Below are 17,597 nucleotides of genomic sequence, written 5' to 3'. Positions count from 1 at the left end.
CGATTCCCTAAAGGAAGACCATGACGGAAAAGCTTCCCAGTGCGACGGCCATGACGCGGGCAAAGATCGTCCACGCCGTCGGTGTCGTCAGCAGGTAGGTGAGCAGCGTGCCCGCCATGGTCCAGAACAGGCAGCAGATCAGGTTCACCCCGGAAAACGCGGTGCCGAGGCGTATGCCTTCGAGCCACGGACCGAGGTCCGACGGATAGGCCGAGGCGGCGGCCAGCGCAACCGCCCAGACCTTGGGGTTGATCCACTGGAACAGCACCGCTTCCACCAGGGTCATCGGCCGGGCGCTGTCGGCCTTCTTGCGGCGGTCCGAGAACCACAGCCCGTGGGCCATGTAGAGCATCCAGGCCGCGGCCGCGATCTTGAGCGCCAATTCCAGCGCCGGGGCCTGCCGCAGCAGCGCGGCGATGCCGAGCCCGGTCAGACCGGCGGTGATCCCGACCCCGAGCACGACCCCCATCAGGTGCGGCAGCGTGGCGCGAAAGCCGAACCGTGCACCGGAAGAGGTCAGCAGGATGACATTCGGTCCCGGCGAGAACAGTCCGAGAAAGACGAAGCCGTAAAGCGGGTCGATCGTCATAGTCCCAGCAGATCGTCCCTAGTGAGCGAGAAGCCCGAGGCGATCCAGGCCGTTTCCAACCGCGCCAGACGCGCGCCGAGTTCGGGGCCCTGCTCCTCGTCGAGATGCTGCGCCCGGACCGGGAATTCCGCGCGGGCGCCGTCCTCGATTTCGGAGCGCACGTCGTCCGACACCGGAAAGCCGAAACTGGCCGAGCGCAGGGCGAGGATGTCCCAGGCGACATCGGCGCCGTGCCGATAGGCGACTTCGGCGGGGCCGTAGGGCTCCGTGATGAGGCTCTGATACAGTTCGAGCTTGCGTTTCTGTGCCCGCGACAGGCGCAGCGATCCCGCGTCGAGGTAGCCGAGCGCCGCGAGGCGCCGTATCGGATCGACCGGGAGACCCAAGCGCTCTTCCTCGTGGACGAGCGGCCCCAGAGGCTCCGCCGCCGCTCCGGGCAGGATCCGCCGCAGCACGCCGATCTGCGCCATGACCGCGATCGCCGGGGCCGGGTTCGGCGCTGCCAGAAGCTTCACGATTTCCTGCCCCACGCGCTCGCGCGAGAGCGAGCGCAGCCCCTCCTGATTGTCGACGATGGCCGCCAGCGCATCCGCGTCGAATCCCTGCATCGGGTCGCCGTACCAGGCGGAGAAGCGGAAGAAGCGCAGGATGCGGAGATAATCCTCGCGAATGCGGGTCGCCGCATCCTCGATGAAGCGCACCCGCCGCGCGAGCAGATCGGTGAGCCCGCCCAGCGGGTCCGTCACCTCGCCGCGCGCGTCGGCATAGAGGGCGTTCATGGTGAAATCCCGCCGCCGCGCATCCTCTTCGATGGTGTCCGAGAACCGGATGACCGCACGCCGCCCGTCGGTTTCCACATCCGCCCGGAAGGTCGTGACCTCGTGCGCGATGCCCTCGGCGACGACGGTGATGGTGCCGTGGTCGATCCCGGTCGGAACGCATTTCATCCCGGCCGCCTCGCAGAGCGAGACGACGGTGTCGGGCCGGGCCCGGGTGGCGATGTCGATATCCGTCACGGTGACGTCCATCAGCGCATTGCGGACGCAGCCGCCGACCACGTAGGCCACGTGGCCGCCACGCTCGAGCGTGCCCAGAACCGTCTGGGTCGTGCGCCGGAACAGCCATTCACCGTCGATGCGCGTCATGGGTTTATCCGCGCAACAAGCGCCCTCAGCATCCGGGCCGTCGCGCCCCAGATGTAGTAGGGACCGAAAGGAACGGCATAGTAAAGCCTGCGCTGACCGCGCCATTCCCTTCCCTGAACAGTGTAGCGATCCGGCGTCATGACGTGGCGGTAGGGCACCCGGAAGATCTCGGCCACCTCGCCGGGTTCGGCCACGGGCGTGAAGCCCTGCCGCACCAGACCCACGACAGGCGTCGCGAGAAAGCCGGTCACCGTCTCGTGCGCGGGCAGGGTGCCGAAGACCTCGACCAGCGCAGGGTCCAGCCCGACTTCCTCATGTGCTTCGCGCAGCGCGGCAGCGACCGGGTCCGCATCGCGCGGATCCTGCTTGCCGCCGGGAAAGGCGATCTGGCCCGGGTGATGCACCAGTTTCGGACTGCGCTTGGTCAGCAGAAGCTCGAGCCCGTCGGGACCGGGCAGGAAGGCCACGAGAACGCCCGCGGCCCGCAGCTTCCGGTTCGGCGGCAGCAGCGTTTCGGGATTGAGGTCGAAATCGGACGAGGGCGGACCGTCCTTCGAGACGGCACGCCTCAGAGCGTCGATCTGGACCTCGATCCCTGTCACTTCCTGGCCTCGAAGCCGACGCTCTCCGGGTCGAGCTCGTAATGCGCCCCGCAGAACTGGCAGTCGGCCGTCACCTTGCCGTCGTCGGTGGTCATCTTCTCGATGTCCCGCGCGGAATAGATCGACAGCGACTGGCGCACCCGGTCTTCCGAGCAGGTGCAGCCGAACCGCACCGGCTGCGGATCGAAGACCCGCGGCACTTCCTGGTGAAAGAGGCGCACAAGCAGATCGGTCGGCGGAAGGTCCGGACCGATCAGCTCCAGCTCGTCGACCGTGTCGATGTGGAAATTGGTCCGGCGCCAGGCCTCGCCTTCTTCCCCGTCGAGAAGATCCTCGGCCTGCAGCAGACCGCCCTCGCCCGAGGCTCCGTCCTTGGCAAAGGGCGACGCCTTGGGCATGGACTGGATCATCAGCCCCCCGGCCCGCCATTCGCCGCTGCCATCGGCATTGACCGCCTTGCCGAAGTTCAGCTTGAACCGGGTCGGCAGCTGTTCGGACTGGGCGAAATAGGCCTCGGCACAGGCGGCAAGCGACCCGCCCGCCAGCGGCGTGATACCCTGGTAGGGCGTGGTGCCCTCGCCCTGATCCATCAGGATCGCGAAATAGCCGTCCTGCAACTGGTCGAAGGCGGCATCGCTGGTCACGCTGTCCCGGTCGAAGCTGGCATAGGCGCGGATGCGCCCCGGTTCGCCGTCCTTCGAGGGGGCAAAGTAGTCGGTGGCGATCATGCGCAACGCGCCGCGCGTCTGGACCTGGAGGGACAGCTTCCACCGCAACTTGACCGACTGGCCGATCAGCGCGGTCAGCAGGGCCATTTCCGCCACGAGCGTCTCGATCGGCTCGGGATAATCGTGTTGCTTCAGGATTCCGTCCAGAACGCCATCCAGCCGCGCGACGCGACCACGGATGTCCGACAGGTCAAGCTGAAAGGGCAGGACGGTGTCGTCCCAGGCGAGTTTGCCGATGGTCATGGGGTTTCCTTATCTGCCGAGTATTGGCATACCGCGCGCATATAGGCGAGAACAAGTTCGGAACCAAGGGGCCGGGACGTGATTGCAAGATACGGAGAGCCGCCATCGGCCGCCCGGCGGTATACGCTGCGCCCCGGGGTCTATGCCATCCTGCCCCGCGACGGGGCCCTGCTGCTGACGCATCAGGACGCGCCGGAACCGGAATTCCAGTTGCCCGGCGGCGGCGTGGACCCCGGCGAACATCCCCTTGCCGCGCTGCACCGCGAGGTCTTCGAAGAGACCGGCTGGCGCATCGGCCAGCCGCGCCGCCTGGGCGCCTTCCGGCGGTTCGTCTACATGCCGGACTACGATCTCTGGGCGGAAAAGCTCTGCGTGATCTACACGGCGCGCCCGATCCGCCGCCTGTCGGACCCGACGGAGCCGGGGCACATTGCGGTCTGGATGCCGCCCGTGGTCGCGATGGAAGCCCTGGGCAATGCCGGCGACCGCGCCTTCGTGCGCCGCCATGCCTACTGAACGCCACCGAATTCGATGAGGGCGGCCGAAACGTCATCCTCCAGCCGGGTGCCGGTTTCGGTGACCTGGGTCAGGCGCCAGTAGAGATCGTCCAGAAACTCCGTCCCGCGCCCGGCCTCGCCGCAGTCAAGAACGATTCGCAGCAGTCCCTCTTCCCCCAGCATGGTGCCGTCCTTGAGCATCGCCTCCGTGATACCGTCGGAATAGAGCAGAAGCCGGTCGCCGGGGCCGAGCACCAGGTCGACCGGCGCATAGGTGGCGAGATCCACCAGCCCGACCGGAAGCCCCCCCTGCCCGAGATATTCGGCCGAGCCGTCAGCCCGCAGCAGCAGCGGCGGCGGATGCCCGGCCTGCACGAAACTGACCGCCCCGCTGGTGAGGTCGATGGTCGTGTAGACCATGGTCAGGTATTCGACGACACCCGGATCGGCCGCGAGCCGCCGGTTGAGCCTGTTGGCGACCTCCTCCGGCGGGACGAAGGTGGCAACGTCGTCGCCATGGCGTTCCAACGCGATGTTCTGATCGGGGAAATCCCCGCCGAGATAGCCCGCGACGCGCGCCGTCATCATCGCGGAGGTGATGCCGTGCCCCGATACGTCGATGCTGTAGACCCCGAGCCCGCCGGCACTCGGGCTGAACATGCCGACCAGATCGCCGCCGACGTGGCCGCAGGGCTTCAGCAGCAGGCTCACCCGCGTGGCGCCGAAGCTGCGGCTGCGTTCCGGCACCAGCGCCTCCTGGATGGTGCGGGCCTGGCGCAGGTCCCGGTCGATCGCATCGTAGGCCGCCTGCAGCCGGCCGAGCGTTTCGGACAACCGCCGCTCCATCGACAGGATGCGCGCGCCGGCGTTGATGCGTGCGTGCAATTCGTCGGCATTCACCGGCTTGGTCAGGAAATCGTCGGCCCCGGCGTCGAGACCGCGCGCGATCTCGCCCTTTTCGCTCTTGGAGGTGAGCAGGATGAAATAGCCGTAGCTGTCGCGCGCCATCTCCCGGAACCGGCGGCAGAATTCCAGCCCGTCCATGCCGGGCATCATCCAGTCCGACAGCACCGCGTCCGGTTTCACCACTTCGCAGAGGGCGAGCGCCTCTTCCCCGCTTTCCGCCTGCCAGACCTCGAAGCCGCGCCGCTTCAGCATGGCGCTGAGGATCTTGAGCTGCAGCGCACTGTCGTCGACCACGAGGACACGCCTCAACAAGGGCGTGCCCAGCGTCGTCGACGGTGTCCGGACGGAGATCGGCTGCAAATCGAATCCTTCATGGCAAGAACGCCCTGTTGCAACGACCTAACCAAACCAACCTTAACGCCGTCTTTATCCCGAAATTTGAAAACCGGCCGTCGACGGAAAGACTTTGTTCAGATTCGGCGCATTAATCTCGCCTTCAGGAGGTGCGCGATGATCGACTGGCAACGTGTATCAGAGCTGCGTGACGAAATCGGATCGGAGGACTTCGACGAGGTTGTCGATCTCTTCCTGCAGGAGGTCGGATCGTCGCTCGCCGATCTGCCCTCTGCCGCGGGAGATGCCTCCGCGCTGGAACCGCTGCTGCATTTCCTCAAGGGCAGCGCGCTGAACCTCGGCTTCAAGACGCTGGCGCGGCTGTGCCAGGCCGGCGAATTCGCCGCCGGCGCCGGGAACGCGCGGGATGTGGACGTCGGGCTCATCATCCAGACCTTCGACGACTCGCGCCTCGAATTCCTGACCGAACTTCCGCTGCGCATGGCCGCCTGACCCGGCTGGACGGCGCCCCGGGGGATGCTACCTTTCCGAACCGGGAGGGGAATCGCAGTGCCGCAGTATCACCGCATCCTGTGCGCGGCCGTGGCCGCCATCCTTGCCCTGTCCGGCCCGCTGGCCGCCGACAAGGCCAGTTACCTGACGCTGGCCGAGCGCGGGTGGAGCTACGAATTGCGCACCACCATGCTCGCGCGCGATCCGGGCATTCCGGTGCACATCAACGGCCGCGACTTCTCCGGCGCGTCGATCTGCCTGGTCGGGGATCCCCCCGACAAATCGACCCTGCGGACGCTCGACACCTTCCGCGCCCTCGCGAGGGAGATCTTCGGCAAGCCCCTGCCCATGCGCTATGCCGGGCCCGAGGCGCGGCAATGCGGGCTGGGACGGACGGTTGTCCTGCGGCTCTATTCCGGCGCACCGCCCAATCGCGCGCTGACCGACGACCTGCTCTGGATGAACGATGTCCATGACCTCGGGCTGCCGCCCCGCCGCCGCTATGCGGCGCCCTCCCCCGCGCTGGCGCAGACCTTCTTCGGCAGGCGCGGCGCGGGTACGCACATCATGGTCCAGCAGGCCGGGACCGACGCCCGCGATCCCGAGGCGCGGGCCTTCTTCAATTCGATCCTGATCGAGGAGCTGTTCCAGTCCTTCACCTTCGGCATGGACATCCTCCACCTCGACCGCGACACCGCCTATGCCTCGAAACTCGAGGAATTTCCCGTCGATCTGCGGCATCTGCCCTGGGATTCCCCGGCCTACATGCGCGGCTTGCTGTCTTCGAATCCGCGCGGGCTGTGCGAATTCGACGTGCTCATGCTGCACGCCGTGGCGACCGCACCGGTGGACCAGACCAACGATCCCGCCTTCATCGCCTATATCGATTCGGCCTTCGACACCCTCATGATGGCGACCCGGCGCACGATGGGGGATGGCCGCTTCGCTCCGATCCTCGACCCCGAATGCGGTGGCGGGCCCGGCTGACGGGCTGCGACCTAGGGCTGTGTTTCTGGAGACCGGCCGCTCGGCTAGACTTGATCCGAGATCGACCCGCGGCAGGGAGGAGCCATGGACACCGCACCCGAGGTCGCGCCGGCACGGATCGGCGCGCTGATGACGCATCTTTCACAGGGTCTGATCGGGCGCGAGGTTCTGGTCGAACGCCTGCTGATCGCCCTGCTGGCCGGCGGGCACCTGCTGGTCGAGGGCGCCCCGGGGCTGGCCAAGACCCGTGCGGTGAAATGGCTGGCCGACGCCATCGAAGGCAGTTTCGCGCGGATACAATGCACGCCCGACCTGATGCCCTCCGACCTGACCGGCACGCCGGTCTGGCGCCCTCAGGACGGCGGTTTCGAATTCGTCGCCGGGCCGGTGTTCCACAATCTCGTCCTCGTCGACGAGATCAACCGCGCGCCGCCCAAGGTCCAGTCGGCGCTGCTCGAGGCGATGGCCGAACGGCAGGTCACCTCGGGCAACGAGACCCGGGCGCTGCCGGATCCCTTCCTGGTCATCGCGACCCAGAACCCGATCGAGCATGACGGCACCTTTCCCCTCCCCGAGGCGCAACTGGACCGGTTCCTGCTGCACGTGGTGCTCGAGCTGCCCGACGCGGCGACCGAGCGGCGCATCCTCGACCTTGTCGAAGCGGAAAGTCACGGCACGCGGCCCCAGCCGGCACGGATGACCCTGGACGACCTTGCCGAAGCACGGCGCGAGGCGATGGCCGTCCATCTCGCACCGGAACTCAGGGACTACATCGTGCGGCTGGTGACCGCGACGCGGGGCGAACCGTTCACGACCGAGATCGCGCATGCGGTCTCGCCGCGCGGCTCGCTGGCGCTGGCCTCGGCGGCCAAGGCCCGCGCCTGGCTGCACAACCGCGCCTATGCCCTGCCCGAAGACGTCGCGGCCCTCGCCCATGACGCGCTGGCCCACCGGATGGTGCTGACCTGGCGCGCGGTGGCCGAAGGCCAGACTCCGCGCCGACTGGTCGACGCGCTGCTGGCCCGGATCGAACCGTTGTGAGCGCGCCGCTCGATGTTCCCGGGGTCCGTCTCAGGGCCGGCGACCTGATCGCGCTGCGTCCCGTTGCGCTGGCCGCCGTCGGCGAACCCGCGCTCTCGGATCTGCCGGGCGGCTTCATCACGCGCAAACGCGGCCACGGGCAGGAGGTGGCCGACATCCGCGAATACATGCCGGGGGACGACCTGCGCCACCTCGACCGGGGCAGCACGGCGCGCACCGCGAGGCCGCATGTCCGGCAATTTCAGGAGGAACGCGATCGCGTGACGCTGCTGATCGCGGATTTCCGCCCCTCGATGCTCTGGGGGCTGACCCGGGCCTTCCGTTCGGTCTCGGCCGCCGAGGCGCTGACGCTGCTCGGCTGGCGCGTGATCGAGGAAGGCGGGCGCGTGGGCCTGCTGGCGCTCTCCGCCGGGGAACCGGTCATCATTCCGGCGCGCGGACGGGTGCGCGGCATGCTCGACGTGATCGGTGCGCTGGCCCGCGCGCATGATGCCGCGCTCGAAACCGCCCTTGCCGGAGACCTGGACGATCCGCCCCTCGACGACGGTTTGAGCCGGGTCGAACGCATCGCGCCACGGGGGGCGGAACTGGTCATTGCCTCCGGGTTCGAAAACCCGGGAAACAGTCTCGAAGACCGCCTGAATGCGCTTGGACGGACCCGCGCGCCGCGGCTGCTGCTGATCTCGGAAACCGCCGCAACCCGCCTGCCGCGCGGCTCCTACCCGATCCGGCTGCCGGACGGCACGCGCACGAGGGTGGCCGGTGCCTCGGGCGGAGCCGCGCCGGAGGTCCGCATCGCCGGGCATGTCGCGCTGGAACTCGATGCGGGCGCGGCGGTCGAAGAGACCGCAAGGCATCTCGCAGCCGCCTTTCCCAAGGATCGGGAGCCCTGAGCGATGGCCGACCGGGCGTTGAGCGAGGAAGCCATGCTGTCGGGATTGCGGGGCATCCATCTGCCGCCCGACCCGCCCGGAGGCCCGCTTGCCGAAATCGCCGCCGCTGCCGGGTTCGGCCTGCTTCTGGCGCTGCTGATCGCCACGCTGCTGCGGGTCTTCACGTTTCGCAGGACACCCGCCGCCGCGGCCCCCGATCCGGAGAAGATCCTGTCCGGCCGCAACGAGGGCGAACAGCGGACCCTCCTTCTGCACGCGTTGAAGGCGCGCAAACCCGAGGCATTTCACCGGCTGAAATCGTCTCTGTACAGGCCCGATACTCCGCTCGACACCGCGTCGCTGCTGCGGGAGCTGCGCGATGATTGACCTTGCGCAACCGCTGTTCCTGCTGCTGTTGCCGCTCCCGGTCCTGGCGTGGTTCGTGCTGCCGCGCCGACAGACCGGGGGCTCGGCTTTACGCGTTCCCGCGCGCCTCGGCGTGACGCTCATGGGGGGTGCCGCGTCGGAAGGCTCGCGGATAGGGCGCCAGAAACTGCTCCTGCCCGCCGCGATCTGGGTCCTGAGCGTGCTGGCGCTGACCGGACCCCGGCAGGTGGAGCCGGTCGCGGCTCTCAAGGTCTCCGGCAGGGATCTGGCGATCGCACTCGATCTCTCCGGCTCCATGGTGCGCGAGGATTTCTTTCTCGACGGCAAGGCGATCTCGCGACTCGAAGCGGTGACGCACATCGGTGCGGAATTTGCCCGGCGCCGCGCGGGGGATCGCGTGGCGCTGATCGTGTTCGGCTCGGAAGCCTATTACGCCGCGCCCTTCTCCTTCGACGTCGAAGCCGTCGCCCGGCGCATCGAGCAGGCGACCATCGGCATATCCGGCCGCGCCACCAACATGTCCGATGCCTTGGGTCTGGCACTGAAGCGGCTCGCGACCTCCGAGGCGACCTCCCGCGTGGTCATCCTGCTGTCCGACGGGGTGAACAACGCGGGCGCGACCAATCCGCGGGGAGTCGCGGGGCTGGCGGCGCAGATGGGGGTGCGGGTGCACACCATCGCGCTCGGCCCGAAGGATCTCGAATCCGCCGAAGACGGCGAGCGGGGCGTGGTCGATGCCGCGACGCTCGCCGCGATTTCCGAGATTTCGGGCGGCGAGACCTTTCGCGTCCGGACCACCGAGGATCTGCAGGACGTGACAGAGGCGCTGGATCGGCTCGAAGCCACCGACAGCGACGGCCTCGCCGCCGAAATCTACCGGGAATTCTGGATCTGGCCTGCCGCGCTGGCGGCGCTGTTGTGTCTCTGTTTCGCCCGGAGTGACGCGGCATGAGCCTCGAAGAACTGTCCCTCCTGCGCCCGCTCTGGCTTCTGGCCCTGCCGCTGCTTGCGGCGCTGGCGCTGTGGTTGAAACGGCGGCGCGGCGGTCTGGGCGACTGGGAGCGGGTGGCCGATCCGGCGCTGCTGGGCGCCATGGGCGCCCTGGGCAAGGTCGAGGCGGGCGACGACCGTCCGCATGGCCGCGCCGCCCTGCTCGCCGCCGCGCTGGTGGTGATCGCGCTCTCCGGTCCGTCGGTCGAACGGCGCGACGCGCAAAGCTTCCGGAACCTCGACGGAGTCGTTTTCGTCGTCGATGTCTCGCGATCCGTCACCGAAGACCCTCTTTGGCCGCAGCTTCTCACCGCGGGCAGGTTCGGCATCGCGGCGCTGGGCACTCGGCCCGCCGGGCTGATCGTCTATGCGGGCGATGCCTATGTGGCGACCGACCTCACGCGGGACACCCGGCAGCTCGGCCAGACCCTGTCGGTCCTGAACCCGGACACGGTGCCCGACGCCGGATCGCGGCCCGAGCGCGCGCTGGCGCTGGCCGACCGGATGCTGACCGAAGCGCAGGTGATGGCCGGGGACGTGATCCTGCTGACCGACGGCGCCGGTCTCGGGCCGGAGGCGCTGGCAACCGCCGAAGCGATCGCCGCCCGTGGCGCGCGACTGTCGGTCCTTTCCACGACGGCGGATCGGGCCGGTGCGGAGACGCTTGCCCGGATCGGCAATGGCAGAACCTTCGGCATCGACCAGTCGGAAGCGCTGGCCGGTTGGCTGTCGGAAAACGCGCGGGCGCAACTGGAACGGCAGAACTACCCGCTTCTGTTCCACAAGGATCTCGGGCGATACCTGCTGTTCGCGGCGCTGCTTCCGATGCTCTGGCTGTTCCGGAGGCGCGCATGAGGCTGCTGGCCCCCCTCGCCCTGTCGCTGCTGTGCCTCGCCGGCGCCTTTGCGCTCGGCGGGCTGGCGCCGTTGGGACGCATCGCGCTCGCGCTCGACATGCCGCGCCTCGCGGTGCCCATGTTCCGCGATCCCCGGTGGCGCGGCATCGCCCATTACAGGGCGCAGGACTGGGACGCGGCTGCCGCGGATTTCCGCGAGGCGCGCGCCTTTCACGACCTCGGCAATGCCGAGACGATGCGCGGGAACTACGCCGCGGCGCTCGAAGCGTTCGACGTGGCCCGCGCCCGGGGCGATGCGGATGCCGCGGTGAACTTCGACCTTGTGGCGTCCTATTACGCGGGGCTCGCGCTCGACCCGGAGACGCCGGTCAACTGGTTCGCCGGGGAGGAGGACGCCGACGGACCCGTGAGCGAGGCTCCGGTCGGCAAGGGCTCGGCGCGCGCGGCGGGCAGCGGGGACACGGCCACCAATGCCGGCGCCTTGCTGGGGCTGCCCGAACTCGTGACCTTCGGACAGGCGCGCGTGCGGCAGGTGTTCGACGACACCTTCATGGTGGCGAACGACCGTTGGCTGGCGCAGCTTGCCGACGTGCCCGGCGACTACCTCGCGGCGCGGATCGCGGCCGAACGAAAGCTGCGCGCGGAACTGGGCCTCGCCCCGCCGGACCCGGAGGACCCGCGATGAGGTGGCTTTCGGTGATCCTCTGCCTCTGGGGGCATCTTGCGGTGGCGCAGAGCCGCGATGTGCTGCCCTCCGAACTCGGGCTCGAGGTGGTGGTCGCCAATGACACGACCCCCTATGCCCGCGAGATGGTCATCGTGACGATCAAGGGCACCTACCGCCGCCACATCACCCGCGAGACGCTGGAGCAACCCTCGCTCGAAGGGTTCAACTGGATGCAGCTCGGCACCGACGACTGGCACGAAGAGACGATCCGGGGGCGCCCGGTCAAGGTGTTCCAGCGCCGGATGGCGCTGTTTCCCGAACATGAGGGCGAGATCACCATCGGCCCCTTCGTCCATCACCTGACCCTCACCGACGAGGGCGACGACTGGTTCGCGCATGACATTTCCTCCGAGCCGGTGACGATCCGCGTCGATCCCGCCCCGGTGGCCGAGGGCGACGGATGGTGGTTTCCCGTGCGACAGCTTCGCATTCAGGACAGCTGGTCGAATGCCCCGGATCAGTTGACCCCCGGCGAAGGCGTGCTGCGGGTGATCCATATCGAGGCGGTCGGCGCCTCGCCGCAGATGATCCCGCCGATGCCGGAGCTGACGTCACCCTCGGCGATGATCTTTCCCCATCCCGAGAAGCGGCTGGTGGAACTGTCGCCCGAGGGGCCGGTCACCCATGCCTTCTGGCGCTGGACGGTGCGGCCGACGAACGATACCTCGGCGATCCTCGAACCGATCAGCTTCGACTTCTTCGACACGCGCGAGCGCGTGGCAAGAACAGTGACCATTTCACCGCAACGTGTCGCCTTCGAAACCGCGACACTGCCGCCGGTCGACGGGCGCAGCCGCCCGCCCGGCTATGCGCTTTCGGGCTGGAGCCCGTTTCTGGCGCTGCTGGCCGGGCTTTGCGGCGGGCTGGCGTGGATGCTGGTGGGACGGCGGGTCGACCTGTCCCGCGCTCTGGCACGTCACCCGATGCTCGACCCGCTCGCCTGGCGGCTGCGCAGCGCCGGGCGCCACGGCGATCTGCCGGGATGGCGCCGCGCCGCGCTGTCGATGATCCGGCGCGACGGTGCGGGACCGCAGCGCCGGCGCCTGCTCGCGGCGCTGGACCGTGCGGTCTTTGCCCCGGGCAGCGCCGCCCCCGACCTGCGCGGCATGGCCCGGGAATTCCTGTCGGCACGGCACGAATCGAAAAGCGCAGCCGATACGAATGGTTGAATTGCCAGAATCCTGCCCCGGCGTCAGGCTTGGCGGATTGATGCCGTGCAAAAGGCATCGTTCTGGGAGGAGGCAATAACGAATGGGAATTCTCGACAAGCTATTCGGCGGGGACGGTGGGGGAACGGCCGCTCCGCGCTATTCGCATGTGAAGATCCACCCGCAGGTGGACAACGGCATTCGCCCCGGCACACCCGGGTTCTCCGGCGGCACGCTCAAGTGCAAATGCGCCAGCAAACCCGTCGTGGTGGTGGTCGGAGCGCAGACCGCGCACAACCATGTCTGCGGCTGCACGAAATGCTGGAAACCCGATGGCGCGGTGTTCAGCCAGGTCGCCGTCGTCTCGCGTGACAAACTCTCGGTGACCGAAAACGCCGACAAGCTGCAGGTGGTCGATGCCGCGGCCGCGATCCAGCGCCACGCCTGCCGCGAGTGCGGCGTCCACATGTACGGACGGATCGAGAACACCGGACATCCGTTCCACGGTCTCGACTTCGTGCACACGGAACTCAGCTCGCAGGGGGGATGGTCCGCTCCGGAATTCGCGGCCTTCGTGTCCTCGATCATCGAATCGGGTGTGGATCCGTCGCGGATGGACGACATTCGCGGACGGCTCAAGGAAATCGGACTCGAGCCCTATGACTGCCTGTCGCCGCCCCTGATGGACGCGATCGCGACGCATGTGGCCAAGCAATCCGGCGCGTTGCGCTGATCTCCGACCGGACGACGCGCGCCGCGGCAGGCACAAAGCCGCGCGGCGCGCCGACTCCTGCCTAAGACGTTGCGCGAAGGGAATATCTTGCGCTACGCTCTGCCTCGGGAGGAGTGCAACATGAAACATCAGACTGTGACCGTACCCGGTTCACGGATCGGTTCCGTGGTCGTTGTCGACGACCATCCGCTCTACAGCGATGCGCTGGCGGCGGCACTGAAACTGGTCTTTCCCGATTGCGAGATCGAAAAGGTCCAGACCCTGGGCGCCGCGATAAAGCTTCTCGAAACCGGCTTTGCCCCCGATCTGGTGATGTTCGACCTGAAACTGCCCGACGTCAGCGGCATTTCCGGATTTCAGCGGCTGCGGGCAGCGGTGCCCGACACGCCGATCCTCGTCATTTCCTCGCTCACCTCGGTGCAGATCGTGCATGCGCTGATGGACGAGGGCGCGGCCGGGTTCCTGCCCAAGGATGCCTCGGCGCAGGTGCTGAAATCGGTCCTGGCCGATATCGTCGCCGGTCGCCGCTATCTTCCCGCCGGTTACAAGCAGTCCGTCGCCGCCTCGACCGGGGGCGATTGCGCCGATGCGATCCATCCCCGGCTGGCGGAACTCACGCCGCAGCAGCAGCGCATCATGCGGCTGATCTGTGCCGGCAAACCCAACAAGCAGATCGCCTACGAGCTGTCGCTGGCCGAAGCGACGGTCAAGGCGCACATAACAGCCCTGCTGCGCCGGCTCGGGGTCAAGAACCGCACGCAGGCGGCGGTGCTGGTGGAAGGTTCGCAAACGATGACTCCGGGTGCCGGCGGCGACGCGGACACGCAGGCGTTCCTGAGCCACTAGGCCATGAACGCCGAGCCATTGCCGCCCTTCTTCGTGACCGTCGCCGTGTCCCGGAAGGATACGGCGCAGGCCGCCGTGACCGAGGCGCTGAGCACGCTCGACCTGCGCGAGACATGTTTCGTGCTGGCCTTCGTCCCGGACCGGCTGCGGCTCGACGCGGTGGCCTCGGCCCTGAACACGGGAACGGGGGGCATTCCGGTCTTCGGCTGCACGACCGCCGGGCAGATCACGCCGCTAGGCTACGAAACCGAGGCGCTGCTGCTCATCGCCTTCCCGCGCGAGCATTTCCGCTGTGCCTCGATGCTGATCGCGCCGCTGAAACCCTTGTCGATGAAGTCCATCGCCGCCGCCGCCCGCGCCCATGCCTCGCGGTTCCGCTGCACCGCCGGGTGGGACAGGCTGGCGCTGATCTTTGCCGACGGGCTGTCCAAGCAGGAGGATCTGCTGGTTTCGACCCTCGAAACCGCGCTGGGCGACATTCCCGTGTTCGGAGGCTCCGCCGGCGACAACCTGTCCTTCAAGGAAACCTTCGTGCTGCACAACGGGGCGTTTCACACCAACGCCGCGCTGCTTCTGCTGCTGGAAACCGACCTCGCCTTCAAGGGACTGGGCTTTGACCATTTCCTGCCCACCGAACAGCAGGTCGTGGTGACCGAAGCCCTGCCCGAGGAACGCCTCGTGCTGGAGCTGAACGGCGCCCCGGCGGCGCTGGAATATGCGCGGATCGTCGGCTGCCCGGTCGAGGATCTCTGCCCGCAGATCTTTGCCGAGAACCCGATGCTGGTGCGCCAGAACATGAACTACCACGTCCGCGCCATCCACGATGCACCGGGGGCGCATGCGCTGTCCTTCATGGGGGCGATCGACGACGGGCTGATCCTGACCCTCGGTCGCGGCAAGGCGATCATCGAAACGCTCGAAGCCGGGCTGAACGTCCGCGGCGCGCGCGGCGAACATCCGGATTTCGTGCTCGGGTTCGATTGCGTGCTGCGCAAGCTCGAAATCGAACAGAAGCACCTCGGCCAGCCGGTCAGCCAGATATTCCGGCAGCGACGGGTCATCGGCTTCAACACCTACGGCGAACAGCATTGCGGGGTGCATGTGAACCAGACCTTCGTCGGCGTCGCCTTTTTCGAGCCGGAACGGAGGACGCTGCCGTGATCGACCCGCAGGAACCGCTGGCCCAGCAGGTTGCCCGGCAGGCCAAGATCATCGAAGCCCTGATGCGCCGCGCCAACCGGCAGCACGAACTCGGCTCGACCGCCTATTCCGCGTTCCAGTCCGCCATTGCCCTGCAAGGACAGGTCTGGGCCAAGACCCGCGATCTGGAACGGACCGCGACGGAGCTGCATGTCGCCCGCGCCGACCGCGAGCGCACGCGCAAGAGCCTCGCCGATGCCCTGTCGGCGATGGAGGGCGGATTTGCCCTGTTCACCGACGGCAAGCTCGAAGTCTGCAACGACCTGTTCCAGAGCCTGTTTCCCGATATTTCGGCTCTGATCCAGCCCGGTCTGACGTTGGACGAGTATTTCGAGTCTATGACCCGAAGCGGCCACTTCGTGTCGACGGACAGCCGCATCCACAACACGCTTTCCCCGGCGCGTCGGTCGCAGGGCGGGGCGTCGATGCTTTCCAAGGTCATCGAACTGACCGAGGACCGCTGGTTCCAGATGAACCTCCAGCGCACCAATTCCGACAACGTGGTGCTGCTGATGACCGACATCACCGGGGTCGTGCGGCAGAACCGGTCGGAAAAGGAAAACCTGATCGACCGCCAGGCCGACTACCTGCAGGCGGTGTTCGAGAACATGACCTCGGGGGTGTGCACCTTTACGTCGGACGGCGCTCTGATGATGCACAACTCGCAATTCCGCCGGTTGCTGGGCCTGCCCTACACCATGCTCCAGAAGGGCACCGAGATCACCCGCCTGCTCGACTTCATGAAGATGCACGAGCTTCTGACCGACGATTCCGATCCCGACATCGACCTGTGGAAGGAACGGCTCGACCGTCAGGGACGGCTGCGTAAGCGGGTGCGTCATGCCACCGGCCGGATGCTGGACCTGCACGCCCACCGCCTTCCCGGCGGCGGCATCCTGGTCGAGCTGAAGGACGTCACGCTGGAACACCGCGCGACCGAGATGCTGGAAAACCGGGTGGCCGAACGCACCGCGGAACTGACCCGCGCCAATGCCCGCCTGCGCGACCAGTACGAGGAAAAGGCGCGGGTCGAGGAAGAGCTGCGCCTTGCCAAGGAACGGGCCGAGGCCGCGGTTTCGTCAAAGACCCGCTTTCTCGCCGCCGCGAGCCACGATCTGCTGCAACCGATCAACGCGGCGAAACTGCTCATCGCCACGCTCCTGGAAACCGCCGCCGATACGCCGATGGCACCGACGGTCGAACGGCTGCACGGCTCCTTCACCTCGACGGAGCAGTTGCTGCATTCCCTGCTCGACATCTCGCGGCTCGAAAGCACCGGGGCCAGCACGCTGACCCCGACCGATGTCTGCCTCGGCACGCTGATGCGCTCGGTCTACGAGGATCAGACGCCGCTTGCCGTGCGCAAGGGCGTCACCCTCGACATCGTGCCCTGCATGGTCTTTGTCCGCTCCGATCCGGTCTACCTGCTGCGGTCGATCCAGAACCTCGTGGTGAACGCGATCCAGTACACCGACGCCGGGGGCCGCGTCCTCGTCGGTTGCAGGCGGAACGGCGACAAGATCGTGCTTCAGGTCTGGGACACCGGCATCGGCATCAACCGCAAGGACCAGAAACGGATCTTCGAGGAATTCGCCCGCGCCGACAACGTGCCGCTCGGCTCCGGGGTCGGGCTGGGCCTGTCCATCGTCGACCGCACCTGCCGCCTGCTGGATCACAAGGTCCGCGTCAGGTCCAAGCCCGGCGCCGGGTCGGTGTTTTCGATCGAGATGGACATGGTGCCGGGGCAGCCGATGGCCTCGGAAGAAGGGCGGGTACCGGATCAGGATGCCGATGCCGCCGCCGATCACATCGTTCTGGTGATCGAAAACGATCCTGACGTGCTGTTTGCGACGGTCCAGAAGCTGGAGCAATGGGGCGCGAGCGTGCTTGCCGCCCGCTCCGAGGAAGAGGCGCTGGGGCTGGTCGAGGATATCGGCATGGCGCCCGACATCATCCTTGCCGACTACCAGCTCGACAACGGCGCGACCGGCGACAATGCCATCCTGGCCGTGCGGGCCAAGACCGGGGTTCGGGTGCCGGCGATCATGATCACCGCCGACCGCAGCGACACCCTGCTGCGCGCCGGGGCCGAGATCGGGTTCTCGGTGCTGACCAAGCCGGTGCAGCTGTCGCGCCTGCGGCCGCTGATCGACTGGAAGATCCGCTGGCAGGCGCCGGAAGACGCGGCCTGACCGGCCGTGACCGGGCGCGGCACGGACAGCGGCACAGACAAAGGTCGGCAATGACAGGCGGC

General features: G+C 67.7%; 19 protein-coding genes. 14 read left to right on the top strand and 5 right to left on the bottom strand.

Annotation, left to right across the window (positions count from 1 at the left end; all coding sequences use genetic code 11):
• Positions 1-7: 7 nt before the first annotated feature.
• From ACN0RJ_RS01590 to ACN0RJ_RS01575, 4 genes are read right to left on the bottom strand one after another with little or no spacing between them, the layout of a single operon-like run.
• Positions 8-589 carry a LysE family translocator gene (locus tag ACN0RJ_RS01590; protein ID WP_417718692.1) on the bottom strand — a complete coding sequence of 194 codons (582 nt, stop codon included), beginning with the start codon at positions 587-589 and terminating at the stop codon, positions 8-10.
• Positions 586-1,734 carry a CCA tRNA nucleotidyltransferase gene (locus ACN0RJ_RS01585; RefSeq protein ID WP_417718693.1) on the bottom strand — a complete coding sequence of 383 codons (1,149 nt, stop codon included), beginning with the start codon at positions 1,732-1,734 and terminating at the stop codon, positions 586-588. The genes ACN0RJ_RS01590 and ACN0RJ_RS01585 overlap by 4 nt, the downstream gene beginning before the upstream one ends.
• A complete protein-coding gene (locus ACN0RJ_RS01580; protein ID WP_417718694.1) occupies positions 1,731-2,336 on the bottom strand; it encodes a CoA pyrophosphatase in 606 nt (201 codons plus the stop codon). The genes ACN0RJ_RS01585 and ACN0RJ_RS01580 overlap by 4 nt, the downstream gene beginning before the upstream one ends.
• Complete coding sequence (locus tag ACN0RJ_RS01575; RefSeq protein ID WP_417718695.1) at positions 2,333-3,307, bottom strand: Hsp33 family molecular chaperone HslO; 975 nt, start codon at positions 3,305-3,307, stop codon at positions 2,333-2,335. Before ACN0RJ_RS01575 ends, ACN0RJ_RS01580 begins: the two co-directional genes overlap by 4 nt.
• A 78-nt stretch (positions 3,308-3,385) precedes the next feature.
• Here ACN0RJ_RS01575 and ACN0RJ_RS01570 point away from each other — a divergent pair, with 78 nt between their 5' ends.
• Positions 3,386-3,823, top strand: a complete 438-nt coding sequence (locus tag ACN0RJ_RS01570) for an NUDIX hydrolase (RefSeq protein ID WP_417723209.1) — start codon at positions 3,386-3,388, stop codon at positions 3,821-3,823.
• Here the strand turns inward: ACN0RJ_RS01570 and ACN0RJ_RS01565 are convergent.
• Positions 3,817-5,061: a PP2C family protein-serine/threonine phosphatase gene (locus ACN0RJ_RS01565; RefSeq protein ID WP_417723403.1), complete on the bottom strand. Its 1,245-nt coding sequence runs from the start codon at positions 5,059-5,061 to the stop codon at positions 3,817-3,819. The two genes, ACN0RJ_RS01570 and ACN0RJ_RS01565, sit on opposite strands and share 7 nt — an antisense overlap.
• A 159-nt stretch (positions 5,062-5,220) precedes the next feature.
• Between ACN0RJ_RS01565 and ACN0RJ_RS01560 the strand changes: the two genes are divergently transcribed.
• The 13 genes from ACN0RJ_RS01560 to ACN0RJ_RS01500 all read left to right on the top strand — a co-directional run bounded on the left by ACN0RJ_RS01560 (position 5,221) and on the right by ACN0RJ_RS01500 (position 17,535).
• Positions 5,221-5,556, top strand: a complete 336-nt coding sequence (locus ACN0RJ_RS01560; RefSeq protein ID WP_417718698.1) for an Hpt domain-containing protein — start codon at positions 5,221-5,223, stop codon at positions 5,554-5,556.
• Positions 5,557-5,613: 57 nt separating this feature from the next.
• Positions 5,614-6,543 carry a hypothetical protein gene (locus ACN0RJ_RS01555; protein WP_417723208.1) on the top strand — a complete coding sequence of 310 codons (930 nt, stop codon included), beginning with the start codon at positions 5,614-5,616 and terminating at the stop codon, positions 6,541-6,543.
• Between the two features lie 84 nt (positions 6,544-6,627).
• Complete coding sequence (locus ACN0RJ_RS01550; RefSeq protein ID WP_417723207.1) at positions 6,628-7,584, top strand: AAA family ATPase; 957 nt, start codon at positions 6,628-6,630, stop codon at positions 7,582-7,584.
• Positions 7,581-8,477, top strand: coding sequence for a DUF58 domain-containing protein (locus tag ACN0RJ_RS01545; protein WP_417723206.1), 897 nt, complete (start codon positions 7,581-7,583; stop codon positions 8,475-8,477). The genes ACN0RJ_RS01550 and ACN0RJ_RS01545 overlap by 4 nt, the downstream gene beginning before the upstream one ends.
• A gap of 3 nt (positions 8,478-8,480) precedes the next feature.
• Complete coding sequence (locus ACN0RJ_RS01540; RefSeq protein WP_417723205.1) at positions 8,481-8,843, top strand: hypothetical protein; 363 nt, start codon at positions 8,481-8,483, stop codon at positions 8,841-8,843.
• Complete coding sequence (locus ACN0RJ_RS01535; RefSeq protein ID WP_417723204.1) at positions 8,836-9,795, top strand: VWA domain-containing protein; 960 nt, start codon at positions 8,836-8,838, stop codon at positions 9,793-9,795. The genes ACN0RJ_RS01540 and ACN0RJ_RS01535 overlap by 8 nt, the downstream gene beginning before the upstream one ends.
• Positions 9,792-10,688 (top strand): VWA domain-containing protein, encoded by an 897-nt coding sequence (locus ACN0RJ_RS01530; RefSeq protein WP_417718704.1) that lies wholly within the window; start codon positions 9,792-9,794, stop codon positions 10,686-10,688. The genes ACN0RJ_RS01535 and ACN0RJ_RS01530 overlap by 4 nt, the downstream gene beginning before the upstream one ends.
• Positions 10,685-11,374, top strand: coding sequence for a hypothetical protein (locus ACN0RJ_RS01525; protein ID WP_417718705.1), 690 nt, complete (start codon positions 10,685-10,687; stop codon positions 11,372-11,374). Before ACN0RJ_RS01530 ends, ACN0RJ_RS01525 begins: the two co-directional genes overlap by 4 nt.
• A complete protein-coding gene (locus ACN0RJ_RS01520) occupies positions 11,371-12,585 on the top strand; it encodes a hypothetical protein (protein WP_417723203.1) in 1,215 nt (404 codons plus the stop codon). Before ACN0RJ_RS01525 ends, ACN0RJ_RS01520 begins: the two co-directional genes overlap by 4 nt.
• Before the next feature lie 82 nt (positions 12,586-12,667).
• Positions 12,668-13,297, top strand: a complete 630-nt coding sequence (gene gfa / locus ACN0RJ_RS01515; RefSeq protein WP_417718707.1) for an S-(hydroxymethyl)glutathione synthase — start codon at positions 12,668-12,670, stop codon at positions 13,295-13,297.
• A gap of 120 nt (positions 13,298-13,417) precedes the next feature.
• Positions 13,418-14,143 carry a LuxR C-terminal-related transcriptional regulator gene (locus ACN0RJ_RS01510; RefSeq protein WP_417718708.1) on the top strand — a complete coding sequence of 242 codons (726 nt, stop codon included), beginning with the start codon at positions 13,418-13,420 and terminating at the stop codon, positions 14,141-14,143.
• A gap of 3 nt (positions 14,144-14,146) precedes the next feature.
• The gene (locus ACN0RJ_RS01505) at positions 14,147-15,304 is read left to right on the top strand and encodes an FIST N-terminal domain-containing protein (RefSeq protein WP_417718709.1); all 1,158 of its coding nucleotides are present in this window, start codon (positions 14,147-14,149) and stop codon (positions 15,302-15,304) included.
• The gene (locus tag ACN0RJ_RS01500; protein ID WP_417718710.1) at positions 15,301-17,535 is read left to right on the top strand and encodes a PAS-domain containing protein; all 2,235 of its coding nucleotides are present in this window, start codon (positions 15,301-15,303) and stop codon (positions 17,533-17,535) included. Before ACN0RJ_RS01505 ends, ACN0RJ_RS01500 begins: the two co-directional genes overlap by 4 nt.
• Positions 17,536-17,597 lie beyond the last annotated feature (62 nt).

Source organism: Salipiger sp. (assembly GCF_048261495.1).
In the GTDB taxonomy this organism is placed as follows: Bacteria; Pseudomonadota; Alphaproteobacteria; order Rhodobacterales; family Rhodobacteraceae; genus Salipiger.
This window is presented reverse-complemented; position numbering and strand designations above follow the sequence as displayed.